Genomic DNA, 15865 nt, shown 5'->3' on the forward strand with positions numbered 1-15865 from the left:
GATGAATATGGATGGATCGATCGCTGTAAAAGTTCAGCGATTTTCATTTCCAAATTCAATTTTTAATATTCGATTTATTTGAGATACTATTAAGGGACCAAATTTTGTACGTATTGATAAGGGAAATTTATGCCAGATTAGTTTGGCATAATTAATAAATTTAGATTCCTTCTTTATAATTATTGAGTCTTTAAGCTTTTTAAGCGAAAGTTTAAAAGATGAATGGCGATATTCTTTATAATGAAATGACGCAGCACATCTATTATAAACTTTTCCCAATTTCATGAGTTCTAGTAAAGAAATCTTATTGTCTTTGATGATTAAATCTGCAGAAGGAAGTAAGCGTTTCTCCATATTATTCCAAAAATTGTTTGGATATTGGAAATCCGTTAAGGGATTAGATTGTCTATAAATATCATAAATTAAAGGTATTTTAAGTAGATTTTTTAGCATTATTCCAGCAGGGAGAGTATTAAAATCACAAGCAATAATTGCTGATACATTCTGAAAACGGCAACCTAAGGAGAATAAAGTAGAATTGACATACACAAAATTATTGACAAATAGATGGAAATCGTTTAACTTATCAATAGTTTTTAAAAATTGAGATGTTAAATTTTCTTCCGCATTCGCGATTAGAGTAAGCCTGGCGAGTTCCAGCTGCGCTGGGCAATATACTTTTTCGTTTATTTCTAACCAAGTTTGTGTATCATAGTTGTGGGGTGCAGTAACTCGAAGAGTTCCATCCTGCATTTGTTTAGCGTCTATGTCATTACTGAGATTATTGATAGCAAGAAGATGTATAGCTCCAAAATTAGCAAGCTTTTTCTTTATTTTGCAGAAATGGCTCTTGATTGAAAAAGCATCAGCATCCAGAAACAAGAAATGCTTAGAACGCTTTGTTGATCTAATGTTTATAGTATATTTTAGCTTTTTGTTTTCTGCTATTTTATCTATTGCTGTATCAAAGTGTTTGGCGAAATTTTCTATCCAATAATCGTGTTTTAGAATAATATCTTGATAGGCTTGTTCTACGATAGCTGTTCTGTTTTCTTCGGAAGAAAAAAAATTACAAACTTCATCAAAATTAGAATAATCTTTTTTTAGAGGTACATAATGGACCCAAGGCTTTAGAATATTTGAGTACTCTCCTTCATATAAGATTTGGAGAGTTTTTGTGGCAACAGCTTCAAAGTGTCTGGGTGATATCTGGTTGTAATCTATTTTCTCACCAATTGATTCAAGTAATTCAAGAATGCGTTCGGCAACTTCTGGATCGTTTTCATTTTCCAACTGATAAGTGGATTTAAGTTCTAAAAATCGCTTTTCTAAAGAACCATCCAAATCAAAAATATTTGCTCCAGACTCAACGCCTAATACGGCTTTACAATTTCCTAAAAAATTATACCACTCATCTCCCTTTTTGCGGTCTTCCCATCGACTGGATATATCGACGACTAATCCTTTTTGTTTAGCGAGGACTCGTACATCGTAACCGATTTTACGCTTCTCGTAAGCTAATTGGCCAAAAATCAAGGGTTGAATTGATCCGCGATAGCCGATGTCAATTTTGCGACCCTCTAGAGGGTAACTAAATTGACGCATTTTTTGGGTGACGTAACCTGTTAACATTTGATAAAACTTAATATTACCTACTATTTCTTCAGGATAGACTTTGTGCCTTTCCGATTCTTTTAAGCAGGTGAATATTAAATCGAATTTATTATGCCCAATATATTCTGCTACTTGACGTGTATTAAATTGTTCGTCTTGCTTAAATAAAATTTTTAAGCCCTGATAATCTCGAAAATGAATGTTGAGATTGCTATCGAGGTAGCGAAGATTTTCTAGATTATAGGATATTGTATTATGAATGACTATTCCTTTATAATGGGTAATATCTATTTCTGCAGGAATTTTGTAATAAGGTCCTTGATGTTTAAAAAAATTCAATACATGAATATTAAATTTAGAAAACCTTTTTAGGTTTATATTTTCAGGAATTGTGGCAATCCCTTGTGGGTCGAGATAACAAAGTAACAGAAGCGAATGCTTTGTTCTATTCATGTCTTTTCCCTCACAATCTTATGATTATGAGCATACTGTAGCTAATTTAGAAGTGCTTATTATAGAGTCTTCCATTATTTTGACTCCTCCAAAACTACGCATATTTCCATGTTCTAACCACAATACCTTGTTGCAATATGTTTTTATAATTTCATTTGAATGCGAGGCCATGACCACGATATTTGATTTTTCGACAAAACTATCCATCCGTTTTTTTGCTTTGGATTGAAAGGCGGTATCACCAGCGCCAAAAATTTCATCAATTAAAAGAATATCGGGATCCACTATGGTAGAAAGAGCAAATGCCAATCTAACAGCCATACCAGTAGAATATTTTTTAATTGGCATGGCGAGATACTCACCCATTTCAGTAAACTCTTCAATATCTGGAATTAAAGACTTTATTTCTTTTTTAGAAAGACCTAATAACATTCCACGAATTTTTATATTTTCATAACCATTCAATTCAGGTTGCATTCCAATATTTATATCAAGTAAGGACGCGACTTTACCATCGATTTCTACTCTCCCGAATTTAGGAGCAAATACTCCAGCCAAAACTCTGAGTAAAGTGCTTTTACCAGAACCATTATGACCTATTAACCCCAAACGGTCACCGTGTTTTAAAGAAAAAGAAATATCGTTTAGGGCTTTTACAGCTACGGAACTGCCATTTATTAGTTTTAATTTTCCTCCTGTAGCAGCGTTTAAGATACTCTTTTTAAGAGAACGTTGATTTACCCTGTATAAAGGGTATTCAAGGTGAAGATTTTCTATGTGTATGGATGACATTTTATTAATCTTTATAAATCATAACCAAAAAGGTACTTTGTGCCTTTGAGTGTTGAAAATTAGTGAAACTAAAATAAACCCTATTAAAAAAAAGGACAATCCGAAATACCAAGAATTGGTTTGTGGCGCACTCCCAAGCAGCGGAGCCCTGATTAAGTCAATAAGATAGGTCACAGGATTGAATATGATTATTTTTGAAGCATTTTTAACCAGATGTGGCATCCAGGTTATGGGAGAGATAAAAAATAATACTTGAATCAGGCTCGTGATGAGGGGAGGCATATCTCTATATCGTGTACTAATTATACCAATAAATAAGCTAATAAATATAAGATTAGAGGCAACGATTAAAAAACCAGGGAAAAATAAAAGAGCATATTTAGTTATTTTTATTTTGAAGATGAAGATTACCATCAGATAAACAACTAAATTATGAATAAAAATCAAAATATTACGCCAGAGTGTTTGATATACGAATAGAGTAAAAGGCAATTTAATTTGATAGAGGTAAGGTTTTGCCATGATAAACATATCACAGCTATCGATCATGACCGAGGATATGAAAGTCCATGCTAATAACCCGCATGTTAGGAAAGGGATGTATTCTTGTAGTGATTGATGAAATAATCTGGAGTATACAATCCCTAAGGCTACTAGAAAAATTGACAGATTTAAAGTGATCCATAAGGGACCCAATACTGATCCCATATAACGTTGGCGAATGTCCATCCACCCTAAGTGAAGCCAGATTTTGATGTGGGTTGTTAAGGATAGGAAATCCTCTAATGTATTGAAAAGCTTTTTTAGCATTGTCTCTTTGATTTCTCCTTAATGCTAATATAGTAACGTATAGAAATAATTCCTAAAATTTTTAATCTAAAAGTGGTTATTTAAAAACCTGTTTGCTTAAACTAAAATTCATTTTATTTTCTGAAGGATTTTGTTTGCTCCGTACCTAGCTATATAGGAGCGTATTGTGTCAGCATTGTCGTTTAAAGGCAAGGTTTCAACGTTCACAATCAACGTTAGGTGCATTAAAATGGAATCCACTTTCAATCCCTCACTGGAGGATGAATTTCAGATAAAACACAGTTTCTTTCCAATAATTAGGCTTTACCATGACTCAAATGGAAGCTAATGTGGTTGATGGGAATACGACACGACTACAGACCTATTAAAAATCCATGGCTTAACTCGTAATACGACAGCACTATATTTAATAAGCTGGGCTATTTTCTTGCCTACCTCGTTTATTTTTTATCTTATTACTTTTCCATATAAAGGCTTCGATTATACATATCATGGCTTTTATCTTTACTCTTTGGCCTAGCTCGCACATTGATTTATTTCAGGGCGTTGTTTTTCAGATCTTTAATAATGCCTTTTAGATAAAGCTCAGGGTTAAAAATTATCTATTTTTTTTAAGAACTTAAAGCTATCATGGCCTGTATTATCGGTATTAGTTTTTTCTTTTGTTTGCGCAATAAATTGACACCTTCATTTACGTTGCCGCTTTCTCTCACCTTTCTACTCAATACTAAGACTACTTTTATTTTTAACTATCGAACCGTTCCCATTTACATGTTGATGCTTATTTATTGCTGTCTTCATGTTTCATCTAAATTACATCATTCTTATGCAAGATACAGTTAGCTCTCATTGGGTGCAATGCTTTATTCTTTAGCGATACTATCGAACATTTCTCTTGTGCCATTGATCCTAGTTATTGATTTATTTTTTTTCTAGTCCTAAGAGAAGATAAGTTCTCAGCAAGCCGTTCTTTGGTTTTTCATGGTGTGCTTTTGATTAGTTTTTCTTTGCTTTTCTATCTCTTTGAGAGTAATACTCATTTCTTAACTCACAAATTTCATAAGGTAAATTTATTACGAAGATCTATAGAACATGGACGTGAGTTTCTCCTTCCTTTCTTGTAGCATGTAAAGATTCCACTTTTTCCTTTATCATAGATTTTATCATTAATTTATATTTATCCTAAAAATCAATGAAAAATAGCAATGTCCTAAGTAAAGGGATTGTATTTTTTATTGCATTATTATTAATAATAGTAATAATAGGAGAAAACTCTCATTACTTTCTTCATCGACCTGTTATTCTGACGCTTTATAACTATGCACTAACCTCAATTTTATTTAGCTATGTAGTCTTAGTTTTATTATTTTCCTGGGGACTTTACAATCGGCGCTTTACTTTAATTTTATTCTTACACTAGGGGAATGACTTTATTAAGTATTAGTGCACAATCGGGTCCATTATGGCATTTTTTTCTCATGAGCCCTATTTATTTAATGCTTTGTGCCTATCTCTTACAGGAAGGTGTAGATTCTCAGAAATTTAATAAATTTATTATCTTTATAGCTCTCTTGACGGTATGTATTATAACCACTTTTATCCAAAGCAATTACACGTATCGTATCAATTTTTCTTATAAAAATAAGATCTTAATTAATTCTTCTATTTTCAGTAAATTTTTGTTAGTTCAGAGAAAAAAGTAAATTAATCTAAATAATTCCTATACATTTAATAATGAGTCTTTGATTGATTTTCATTGTATATTTATCTACTTTCCACTCAAGAAAGGCTTCACGATTTGTTCTCTTTTGACAGATAATTTTTTCTCGTTCAATCAGGTACTCATCATTAATAAACAGAGCGCCCCAAGGCCGGAGGTAATATTTTTCGTATGGTGGAAGCTAATTTGCTCCCATATTTCTAATTGAGCCTAGTGCTTTCCCTTGGTAATCTACCATTAGCCCTTGTGCGCCATCCTCAATAACAAATAGAGCATATCTTTTTGAAATCGAGAGGATAGTATTCATATCGCAAGCAATCTCAGCATAATGAATAGGCACAATCGCCTTGGTGTGTTTTGTAATCGCATGTTCAATTTTAGTTTTTTCTATGTTCAGTGTATCGGGTCGAATATCAATAAAAACAGGCTTTGCAACTCGCAATACAAATGCGGTCGCTGTTGAAACAAATAGAAAGGATGACATAATCACTTCGTTAGTGGGTTAGATATGTGTCAATAACGCTACCATTTCTAATGTGCTGGTGCATGAATGAGTGAGTAAAACTTTTGGTGGCTGTTAACTTAGCCAGTTTAGATTCAACGGAATTAGTGAAATGAGCAGATTCGATGCTTTTAGGATCTAACCGCTCTGCAATACGCTTTTGCGTATTGAAGGCAAAATAAGGCATATGAAATTTGATAACCACTTTGTATCATCCTGATGATTGTGTTGTATTAATTTTGAGAATAATCTTTCTGTTACCTTGGTATCCAGTTCTGCATAATATAACATGTCACCATTTTTTTTGAAAGTCATCTGTAGGTAAATTTAATTTGTATTGCACAATCGCTGAAGGGTAGATAAATTAAATATTCGTTTTGATGAGAGAGAAGCGAATTTTCATCCTCAAATTAAAGAACATCTGTAAAACAGCGAGTTATCTCAATTTATAATCTTCGTATTTGGTGTGCTACATTTCTTTTCAGCGGTATTTTGGGATAACTTCAGTGATGTACCTACACATTGAATTTACTACTGGAAAGTATGATGATTACATTAAATTTACCGGCCAGACAATCAAAACCGAGAGCGAATGGCATAACCCATGTCCTTGACAAAAAGAAAAAATTTGTTTGCTTAGAGAAGCAGAAATAACGGTTTGTTTTGGTAGAGCACTTTTTGAATATTTTTATATTCATGATCAAGTAGAGCAATATGCCTTTTGTCTACATAGGGGAAGTAGATTGTATTGAAGTTTCTGATGGTATAATTAGCATCCCATTAAAAGAGAAGTTGGTGTTTATTGAGAATTTTTTAAAATCATTCAAACTTCTCGCTGAAATTGGTAGTAAAGATCCTGAGATAGTAGTTGCCCCTTACAAATGGTCGCAAGAAATAAAAGATACTTTTAATGCTGGCGCATACAAAATAGTAACTGAAGGTTGTGAAAGTGGTACAGTGGAGGTTTCTCGGACCTCTGGAGAAATTCGGAAAGAACTACTAATAGAAAAAAAATATTAAAAGCTGCTCAACTTTAATAGTTTTATTTTTGAGGCTCCCCAAAAAGCACAACAAACTTAGTTTATTTAAAGAGTTTGGTGAAAATGTTAATCTAAGAAATATTAGAAATATTGCACCGAATGAAATTATTTCACTAGAAACGCTAAGGTTGGGTTTGCGAAGTGATACCCTTTTAAATTTTCACAAGAGATCCTTAGAAGTTAATGGGGTTTGAGATGATAAAAAGCCAAAGACGCATATGCGATAGGCTTAGTAAGAAAGCATCATCTTTACTTTTAAATTCTGCTTATAAATTTGAATTTAATGATTGGGATATTCTGTTTAATGGAATGTCTAAGGCTGATATTGCGCATGCAATTATGATGATTGAGGAAGAACTGATTCCTCAATTAGAAGGAAGTATACTTCTTTCTGCACTGCTTCAACTGGATAAATGCTCTTTAGTTGAAAATTTATTTGATCCTTCCTTTGGAGATGTTTATACAAATCAGGAACACTACTTTAAAGAACAAATTGGTGCTTCGGCTGGATGGCTTCATGCAGGGCAAGCAAGAAGAGAATGCTCCACGATAGGGCTCCTCTTAGCAATGAGAAAGCGATTATTAAGACTTGCCGAATCCTTAGTAGCTTTATCTAAGGCGATTTTGGAACAGGCTTCCAAAAATCTTGAAACCATAATGCCTGATTTTACTTACCTACTTACCTACTTACCTACTTACCTACTTACCTACTTACCTACTTACCTACTTACCTACTTAAAATATGCTCAACCTACTACCTTCGCACATTATCTTTTGACATTTAAATCTTCTCTATTGAGAGACTTTAAATATTTGGAAAAATACTTTAACTGCTTAAATCATAGCTTATTGGTTGTAGTTCTGTACGCTAGGGATGCCATGTCGTGTGTCGACATTCCATTAGAGAATTATTCTAATCTCGTAGCAATTGCTGTTAATATTAATAGGCTTATAGAAGAGATCCAAATTTGATCAATAGTTGATATCGGCTTTATTGAATTAGATGATGCACATTTCAGAACTAGCATCATTATGCTTCAGAAAAAGAATTCGTATAGATTATCTTATTTTAAAGGTTTAACAGGCCTTATCATTGGACGTTCATCAGGCTTAGCTTCAATTAGGAAGGACTGTTCTAGGCAGCCCGATAATCGTATATTTGCTTATGGAGAATTGCCTCGCTCAATTGATTTGATTATTGAAGGAATTGACTTGGTTTAAGAAATAATCTCACAGCTTGATGTTAAAAAGCACACTATGAAATAAAAAGCACAATAAAAAGCACTAAATGGCTTTTCTAATAAGGCCGATTTAGCAGAAATGTTGATACATCGACATCATCTAAGTTATGCAATGGCACATCGCATAGTAGGTAAAGCTATCAGACAGTCGATAAATAATGGCTCGGATTACATGACTTTGGAGGTTTCGAATGAGGCAGAAGCCAGTTTGAATTACTTGCGTGATCACGCTAAAAAAATTCGAGCTAGTGACAGATCCTTATCAAATTGTTGCTTGAGACAAGGAGAAGGAAATGCAACGATAGAAAGTGTAGCTAGAATGATTGATGGTTGTCAAACTAAAACGCAACACTTTGAAAAGTAGCTATTTGAAAAAACGAATAAGCATAACTATTGGATAAAAAAAATTGATGAACATAGATGAAAATATGATCTAAAAAAAGAAATCCTCAGCTTGTGGATTGAGAAGATTTTTTTTAAATAAGCTTTCGCAAATAGAGTTTCATAGTATGAATGTCTAATTTCAAAATATCCTTATTTTAGATGGCGGTGAGCAGAAAGTTCCTTTCATTTAATTAGCCAAAGACAATAGGTTATAACGTATTTTTAGCTGATTACAATTAAAATTGTCGTGGATGTCGTCTTGTTAATAGAAGTAAAAATATAAGTACATTTTCTATAGACGACTGTTATAATTATGAAAGAGAAATCTAGACTAGTCATGTTTTAAGCAATGGTACTGATCGACAAGTATATACCGTATATAACTGCGCTAAAATTTCTGAAAAAATAAAACTATTTTATCCTGTTATATCCTGTTAGTTCTAAAAAAATCACTGATTTGAACGAACAAAGGATAGATGAAAGAAAAATTATTATAGAATGATTTGCCAACGCCTAGTTATTTTATTCTGGATAAAACAGACTTTGTAAATTTCGGTTCATTGAAGTTTTCTTTAAGTTATTAAACCTATAAACAGTCAGGGATAAAAAGGTATTCATGTGCTTTCTAAAGAAACTAACGTTGAAGATATAAAAAGATATATTGAAGATCCTATTTCCTATAGTCGATTTCAGAAAATAATTATTAAGAAATATTATCCAGGATAGGAGATTACAGAAAATTATTTGGTGAAAGCGGGTGTGGTATATGACATTATAGTTAATGACCACTTACTTTAATGACGATATTATTTTTTAGGTTGTGTAAGAAACATAAATACCCCTCTATTATAACTATAAAATCGAAAATTAAAAATAATATTAGGTCGATATCTCAACAGGTCACTCATTCTATTTTTTCTTTAGTTATTTCTAAGAAGAACAATTTCTAAGAAAATAAGATTAAAAGAATTTTAACTACGAAAGTATAAATTTTCTACTAGCCAGTTCTAGTATAATTATAAAAATTGATTCTCCTTCATAAATAATAGGTAAAATTTTAGTAAAAGTAGAGGATGAAATCAATGAAGTACGATCATCAACTTCGAGAATTGGTTATTTTCTTGTTTGCGAAAACTCTAAATGGACGTATTTGAATTCTTTGAAATATTTTTATAGCCATTTTCATATTTATGATTCTCATAAAAACGATTTGTTATATTATAATATTTATGAATAGAGAAAAATTTAAATTATGGAAATAGATAAATTTTATAAAAAGATGAAAGAGTGATCCTCTGTAAGAAGTTTCGTTCCTAATGAAGGTATCTCTTTAAAGGATCAAGCTTCAATAATTGAAGATATACAGATGAGCTCTTCAAGTTTTAACTTACAAACCTGTTCAATAATTTTAGTTGAATATAAAAAGCTTTTGGATAAATTGTCCGAGACTGTGGCAAGAAAAAATTTATTAAGGATGTAAGTCTTTTTTTAAATATTTTGTATTCACTTACATAAAATGGATTATGTTACAAAAAAAAGCTGGTTATTTTTTTATTATCAATCTCAATTTCTTTAATCAAATTTGATTGATATTATTGATGCTGACTTAGCTTTACAAACTACGGAAACAACAACAGAATCTTTGGGCTATGGAATTTTTATTGGGAACTGTGAGAAATTATATGGATATCCTTATAGAAAAGCTCGAACTTCCTGATAAGATTATTCCAATTGTTGGTTTGTATATTGGATATCTAATGAAAAAGAATAAGAAAAAAAAGTCTTCTCATAAAAGGTATATTCTCAAAAGATAAATATAATAAAAAAGCTGTTGAGTAAGCCATTAAGAAATATAGTTTATATAGTAAATTCTGGATATTATTATGAAAGTAAATTCCCTATTCACGATGTTAAGGTTGTTAAATCTAAGAATTTAATTAAATATAGTTGGATTGAACATGCTGCTAGAAGAGTAGCTACTCTTAATGTTTATAAAGATAGGGTTAAATTAAAAAGAAATTATTTCAAAAAATGGTTTTAGATTTAAATAATATATTTTAATATTTTTTCTTTCTCAGAGTTAAAATTTTTTATTTTAGTTTCTTCTAAAAATTGCATTAATGTTTTTATTAAAAATAGTTTTTTTCCTTTCTATTGCATTGATTAATTGAATTAAGTATTCACCAATAAAGCCAAGTGCTAAAATAAAAAAATTATACCATGTAATGATAAAACTGTCATTAACGATACTAAGACAGGAACCGATGAGTGAGAAATAATTTTTAGATACAAAAATATAGAGAAAAAAGAAAAATTGCCATAAAAAAATAAAGCTGAGTCTAGTCAATTGACGCATTATAAATGAAGAGTTATTGAAAATTAAGTTAAAGAAAAGAGAGAACAATTTTTTTATAGAATAATTAATTTGATCATATTTTTGATAGTGGTTGGTTATATCTATATTAACTATATCTTTCGTAACGGAAAAAATTAACTATGATAATACGGGATTTTCTACTCTTTGAGCTAAAATGACATCTACAATTTTTTGCCTCATCATCAGAAAAGGACCTATCTGAACATCTTTTGATTTTCAAGCTACTTTGTAATTAAATCAGCCTTTCATACGGATAGTAAAGCACTTGAAAAGCTGATTATTTTTTCAAGGAAATCAGATACCACTACATTGTGTTCTTTCTTTTCTAACAGTTTATTAAAATCGTAAGAAGAATATTGTAAGTCATCATCTATAATAAATATGAACTCACCCAACGACAGAATCATACCTGTGATCACGGAACCTTATCGACCAAAATTACATGTTAATTTTCGTATTTTAAGTTACAAATGATTTTTGATTAATTCGAAAAGTATCTGCCATGTGGATTGATTTAGAGAAAAATCGTCAACTATGATAACTATGATAACTTCGTAAGTAGAAATTTTTAATTTTGAAAATGCTGTTTCTATAAGAACCACTAGCTTTTGTAAGAATGCATCGCTATTAAAAATAGGAACAATAATGGAATAGAGGACCATTGTGAACTCTCTTTATACAGTCCTATTAATAGCGATTCATTCAACTTAATGGAGAAATTACTCTCTCTTAGTTTTCCAATATCGATTATTAAGATATTCTATATAAATAGACTTAGTTTTTTCAAGAACAAAAATTGATCGGTTAAATGAACTGCCTCTGTTAATGGTAAAGAAACTCATTTTTAGTATTTTACAATACTATTTCTATGAGTGATCTCTAAGATGGGACTATTAATGAGATCTTGTATCAGTTGTGGATATAATTATGATTCCTTGAGTTAGATATGTAAAAAATGTAACTATATACCCTCAGATAATGAAAGTAATTATCCTTTTCTTAGTTTCTCTAAAAGGTTGATGGAACAAGTTAAGTATTACTTCGATCGATCTACTTTAAAATACCTTTTTAGGCTTGAAGAAAAAAAATTTTGGTTCCAAGACCCAAAAAAATAATTATAAAATTTATCAAAAAATATTTTTCCAATTCTGAATCATTATTCGAATCAGGTTGTGGAACGGGTTTTTCTTTAAGAAAGATGGAACAATCTTTGTTGGTCCATAATTTACATGGGCTCATATCTATTTGGAATCTTTATCTTTTGCTAAAAAGCGATTAGACAATTGTGTAACTTTATATAAAATGGATGAGCAGTTAAAATTTCCTTTCATTAAAAGTTCGATGTGATTTGTGCTTTTAATGTCCTTAAGAATATTAAAAATGATAGAGAGGTCATAAAACAAATTCAAAAAGTGTTAAAACTGAAACGTAGTTTATTGCTTACCGTTCCACAGCACCCTGGCTTATGGGAGTCACACTGATTGATCTGCTTATCATGTTCGCTAGTACGAGTCACAAGAATTAAAATAAAAACTCAAAGATAATGGCTTTGGAATTATTTTATGTGATTATTTTGACATCTTTACTATATTTAATGTGGATATCGTGAAAGTACTCCAAGAGAGAACATGCAGAACTTTTGCTCTCCTTTATGATGAATGTATTAGTTCGAGGGATCTTAACGATTGAAGCGAAACTAATCAGATTAGGATTAGCTTTTCCTGTAGGAGGAATTCAGATCATCATAGTAAAAAAACTTTAACGAGATTTTTTTATTATAATTAATTTTTAGAAAGATTTCTATCTGCTATTAATTGAATATATAAAGAATTTCATAATGAATAATATTCTCTATAGAAAAATAAAAAATTTTTTGATTGTTTCCTTTTTTTAAATATTTTTTTAGGTAGATGTCTTTTGCCTGATGAAATTTTCTTCTTTGAATTTTAATAACTTCGTAATTGTGTTGCTGAACTATTTTACTCTATTTACTATTATAACTTTAGCGTTAAGAGTGTTTGTCTAGAAATATATATTAAAACTTGAATCCTTTTCAAAAAAAATCTATCTTTTAACACTATTGTTCCAATACTTTTATTAGTAGAAAGTCACATTCTTTTCAAGAACATATAATGTTGAGTAATTTAGTAAGAACTTTCATTATATTTTCAGGCTTAATACTTTTATTTGAATGAAATGATAATAATAATAATTAGCATTAGAATTTTTTTACTAATTTCGTTTGGTTCAATCTCACTTAAGAAGGATGAAAATCAGAATAAAATATTCTTTTAAATTTATAAGTTTTTTTAGGATATAGATCTTTCATTCTTGTGGTGATCTCTTCAACGCTATTAATGTATCTTGTTCCTTTGAAATACTTCTCATTGATTCTTAGAATTAACTATGTGGCAACGAATTTTCTTTCTGCGTTAGTATTAAAAGAAAAAAATTAGTTTAAGTATATAGATGGCTTGCGCTGAAATTACAGAAGACTGCATTATTTTTAATATTTAGAGAAACATTCCCTGTAACTTAAAACTATTGAAAGGAATGAATATTTTTTGATATTATCTCTTGATTTAATAAATTCGATCGCTTCTAAGGAAATAAATTTCAAAGAATAGTACGAAGAGTAGATACCAATAATTTCTAAGCTATATTATCTACTAATTTTTTTATATCTATATTATCTAATATTCCTAAATCAAGGATTAATGAAAAAAGCTTCTTACGGTAGTTATAATAATCTAATTTTGAGTTATACCCATATAAGTTTAATACTAATTTAAATACTGAATGAAATACATATGGCATGACGATCAGACTATTTTCTATTCATATACTGCTTTCTTTACTTGGCTTTTTAAATTCTTTCTTCAGCATAAAACAGAATTATCATTATTAAATTTATCAAATTGAAATTTAAGGAAAACAATATACCTCAGTTGTCTTATATCATCTTATTAGATATGGGTTTAATAATTAGGATGAGCAGCGTTCTTTATTTTCCTATGGTAAGACTTAAAATACATGTGGGGGATAGGAACCCCTAACAACTTAATTGACCCTACTCAAATTCTACTCACACCATTTCTGATTTTATTCTTTATTTTCTATTGTTAGGATGTTAAATCTAAATTTTATACTAATAAAAATAGTATTGTCCTTTTCCTCCTACTACTTCTTTGCATGTTAATAAAGCCTATCTTCACAATTACCATTACTATCAGTTTTGTTGTAATTTTTAGGTTAATCAACTATAAGTGTTATTTAATAATACTTTATCTCTTAAGTCATTTGTTAATTTAATTACCTTCATTATTAGTTATTCTGTATTAGAACCATGTATTAGAAAGTAGGCCTAGTTTGAGGAATGTGACAATCGCACTATTTAAGGTATTAGATCTCTACACAAATTATCTTTTATATGATTTCATGAAAAGTATTTTATTTCCTTTTTTAGTTTTGATATTTAGCTTTCAGAAAAAAAGTTTCTTTAGAAATAAAATTAGCTTGGATTTGTGTTTTTGTTAGATATTGCTAAATTACCTTTCTAGAATTTAGTGCTCTCGCTTTGAAAGCCATAAATTTTTGGTAGGAATATCAAAATAATTTAACTTTACTATACTTAATCTCTGTTAATTAATTATTAATATCGACTCATTATCAAAATTCTAAACTTTTTAAATTTTCTCTTTTTTTATTAGTACTCTGTTTTTTTCTTCACGCTTCATAAATTTTTTATTATTTTTAGGTGAGAATTTTTTTATAAATATTAGCTATTCTCTTCCATAAAGAACGAAGAAATTTTGAGAATGGCTTTTTAATAAGCATAACTCAATTTAGGACATTCAGTTCTAGAGTTAGCCCAATTGAGAAAAAAGATTTTATTTACCGAAATAAAACTGTTCTCCACTCATTAAGAAGTTCTTTAGGGTAATAAAAATAGCGATGAGGATATCAACATCCCAATTCTTTGGAGTTAAATTAAAAAAATTACCGACATGTTTTCCTTTGAAAATACGTCTCCACAATGACTAATTCGAGCTCTGGATAATGACGTAATTTCGTATTCACAGTCATTTCAAAAGCTTTCTATTAAGCTTTATAATATTCAGGAGCTTCCTGTTCGACCCTGAAATATTTTCTCTAATACTTTTTTGTTAAAAATAAAATCTTTAGATAACTTTGCCAAGGTTTCCTAGAGTTTTTTTTGAATTTTTTGTTTCTAATTATTTTTATAATAAATATTTGTAATGTTGCGATATCATATGGATTTCTTTTAGGGGTAATTATCGTAGTTCAATAAGGGAGAGCGAAGACATTATATTGAATATTTGGTATACTTTTAAAATAATCAAGAAATAAAATCGATTTAATTTAATCACTAATTCATTGATGGAAAAATTTAAAGTTGAACACTTTATTTACTATCGAATTCCATTTAATTCAAGCACCTATGGCGGGTAGAGTTATAACGCCGGAACTTATTGCTGCTGTATGCAATGTCGGTGGTTTAGAGTCTCTAGGGGCTGAATACATAAGCCCCTCTGAAATGAAGGAATTCATTGATAAAATTGGTCAACTCACGGATAAGCTGTTTCAGTCAATTTATTTATTCTAGAAAAACATTCAGAAACCTAAAAGCAACAGATGCAAATGGCAGAGTAGATTAATCAAGTTTGCTCAGAGTTTAAGGTGATAGTTGATCTTTTAGATCCCACTACGTTCCATTTTTTGATGAGTAATTAGAAGGTATTCTTAATGAAAAAAAATACTATATTTAGCTTTACTTTTAGAATTTCTGACGTCTATTGGATAAAGTGTTTAAAGGAAAAAGCTATAAAAATATTTGGAACTGTAAATTTTTTATCGGAATCAAGAACATTAGAAAAAGCAGGAATAGATGCTATCGTCGCGCAATCTTAT

9 protein-coding genes and 2 pseudogenes are annotated in these 15865 nt (G+C 30.2%); 6 read left to right on the forward strand and 5 right to left on the reverse strand.

All coding sequences use genetic code 11. The features are described 5' to 3' along the window. Window positions 1-33 precede the first annotated feature (33 nt). From CleRt_RS02425 to CleRt_RS10675, 4 genes are all read right to left on the reverse strand, one after another. The gene (locus tag CleRt_RS02425) at window positions 34-2067 is read right to left on the reverse strand and encodes a hypothetical protein (protein WP_048875059.1); all 2034 of its coding nucleotides are present in this window, start codon (window positions 2065-2067) and stop codon (window positions 34-36) included. A gap of 24 nt (window positions 2068-2091) precedes the next feature. Continuing rightward, window positions 2092-2859, reverse strand: coding sequence for an ABC transporter ATP-binding protein (locus CleRt_RS02430; protein WP_048875060.1), 768 nt, complete (start codon window positions 2857-2859; stop codon window positions 2092-2094). Window positions 2860-2877: 18 nt separating this feature from the next. After that, window positions 2878-3669 carry an ABC transporter permease gene (locus CleRt_RS02435; protein ID WP_048875061.1) on the reverse strand — a complete coding sequence of 264 codons (792 nt, stop codon included), beginning with the start codon at window positions 3667-3669 and terminating at the stop codon, window positions 2878-2880. Between the two features lie 1901 nt (window positions 3670-5570). Next, window positions 5571-5879, reverse strand: coding sequence for a DegT/DnrJ/EryC1/StrS family aminotransferase (locus CleRt_RS10675; protein ID WP_306686795.1), 309 nt, complete (start codon window positions 5877-5879; stop codon window positions 5571-5573). A 726-nt stretch (window positions 5880-6605) separates the two neighbouring features. Here CleRt_RS10675 and CleRt_RS13090 point away from each other — a divergent pair. From CleRt_RS13090 to CleRt_RS13925, 5 genes and pseudogenes are all read left to right on the forward strand, one after another. After that, window positions 6606-6911, forward strand: coding sequence for a phosphosulfolactate synthase (locus CleRt_RS13090; RefSeq protein ID WP_048875063.1), 306 nt, complete (start codon window positions 6606-6608; stop codon window positions 6909-6911). A 28-nt stretch (window positions 6912-6939) separates the two neighbouring features. Then, the gene (locus CleRt_RS13920; protein ID WP_157870809.1) at window positions 6940-7125 is read left to right on the forward strand and encodes a phosphosulfolactate synthase; all 186 of its coding nucleotides are present in this window, start codon (window positions 6940-6942) and stop codon (window positions 7123-7125) included. A gap of 115 nt (window positions 7126-7240) precedes the next feature. Next, complete coding sequence (locus CleRt_RS02455; protein WP_157870810.1) at window positions 7241-7903, forward strand: lyase family protein; 663 nt, start codon at window positions 7241-7243, stop codon at window positions 7901-7903. 333 nt (window positions 7904-8236) lie between these two features. Next, a pseudogene (locus CleRt_RS02460) lies at window positions 8237-8536 on the forward strand (hypothetical protein); the annotation flags it as partial. 1326 nt (window positions 8537-9862) lie between these two features. Then, window positions 9863-10036: pseudogene (locus CleRt_RS13925) on the forward strand (hypothetical protein); the annotation flags it as partial. A 1361-nt stretch (window positions 10037-11397) separates the two neighbouring features. Here CleRt_RS13925 and CleRt_RS13930 read toward each other — a convergent pair. Then, complete coding sequence (locus tag CleRt_RS13930; RefSeq protein ID WP_048875067.1) at window positions 11398-11595, reverse strand: glycosyltransferase; 198 nt, start codon at window positions 11593-11595, stop codon at window positions 11398-11400. A 3755-nt stretch (window positions 11596-15350) separates the two neighbouring features. On the opposite strand from CleRt_RS13930, the gene CleRt_RS13935 reads away from it, so the two are divergent. Continuing rightward, window positions 15351-15560 carry a nitronate monooxygenase gene (locus tag CleRt_RS13935; RefSeq protein WP_048875068.1) on the forward strand — a complete coding sequence of 70 codons (210 nt, stop codon included), beginning with the start codon at window positions 15351-15353 and terminating at the stop codon, window positions 15558-15560. Window positions 15561-15865 lie beyond the last annotated feature (305 nt).

It is taken from the genome of Candidatus Coxiella mudrowiae (genome assembly GCA_001077715.1).
GTDB lineage: Bacteria > Pseudomonadota > Gammaproteobacteria > Coxiellales > Coxiellaceae > Coxiella > Coxiella mudrowiae.

Coding starts and splice junctions, on each gene's coding strand:
- CleRt_RS13930 (WP_048875067.1), bottom strand. CDS start 11,595: ATGGTCCTCTATTCCATTATTGTTCCTATTTTTAATAGCGATGCATTC.
- CleRt_RS02435 (WP_048875061.1), bottom strand. CDS start 3,669: ATGCTAAAAAAGCTTTTCAATACATTAGAGGATTTCCTATCCTTAACA.
- CleRt_RS02430 (WP_048875060.1), bottom strand. CDS start 2,859: ATGTCATCCATACACATAGAAAATCTTCACCTTGAATACCCTTTATAC.
- CleRt_RS02425 (WP_048875059.1), bottom strand. CDS start 2,067: ATGAATAGAACAAAGCATTCGCTTCTGTTACTTTGTTATCTCGACCCA.
- CleRt_RS02455 (WP_157870810.1), top strand. CDS start 7,241: ATGTCTAAGGCTGATATTGCGCATGCAATTATGATGATTGAGGAAGAA.
- CleRt_RS13090 (WP_048875063.1), top strand. CDS start 6,606: ATGCCTTTTGTCTACATAGGGGAAGTAGATTGTATTGAAGTTTCTGAT.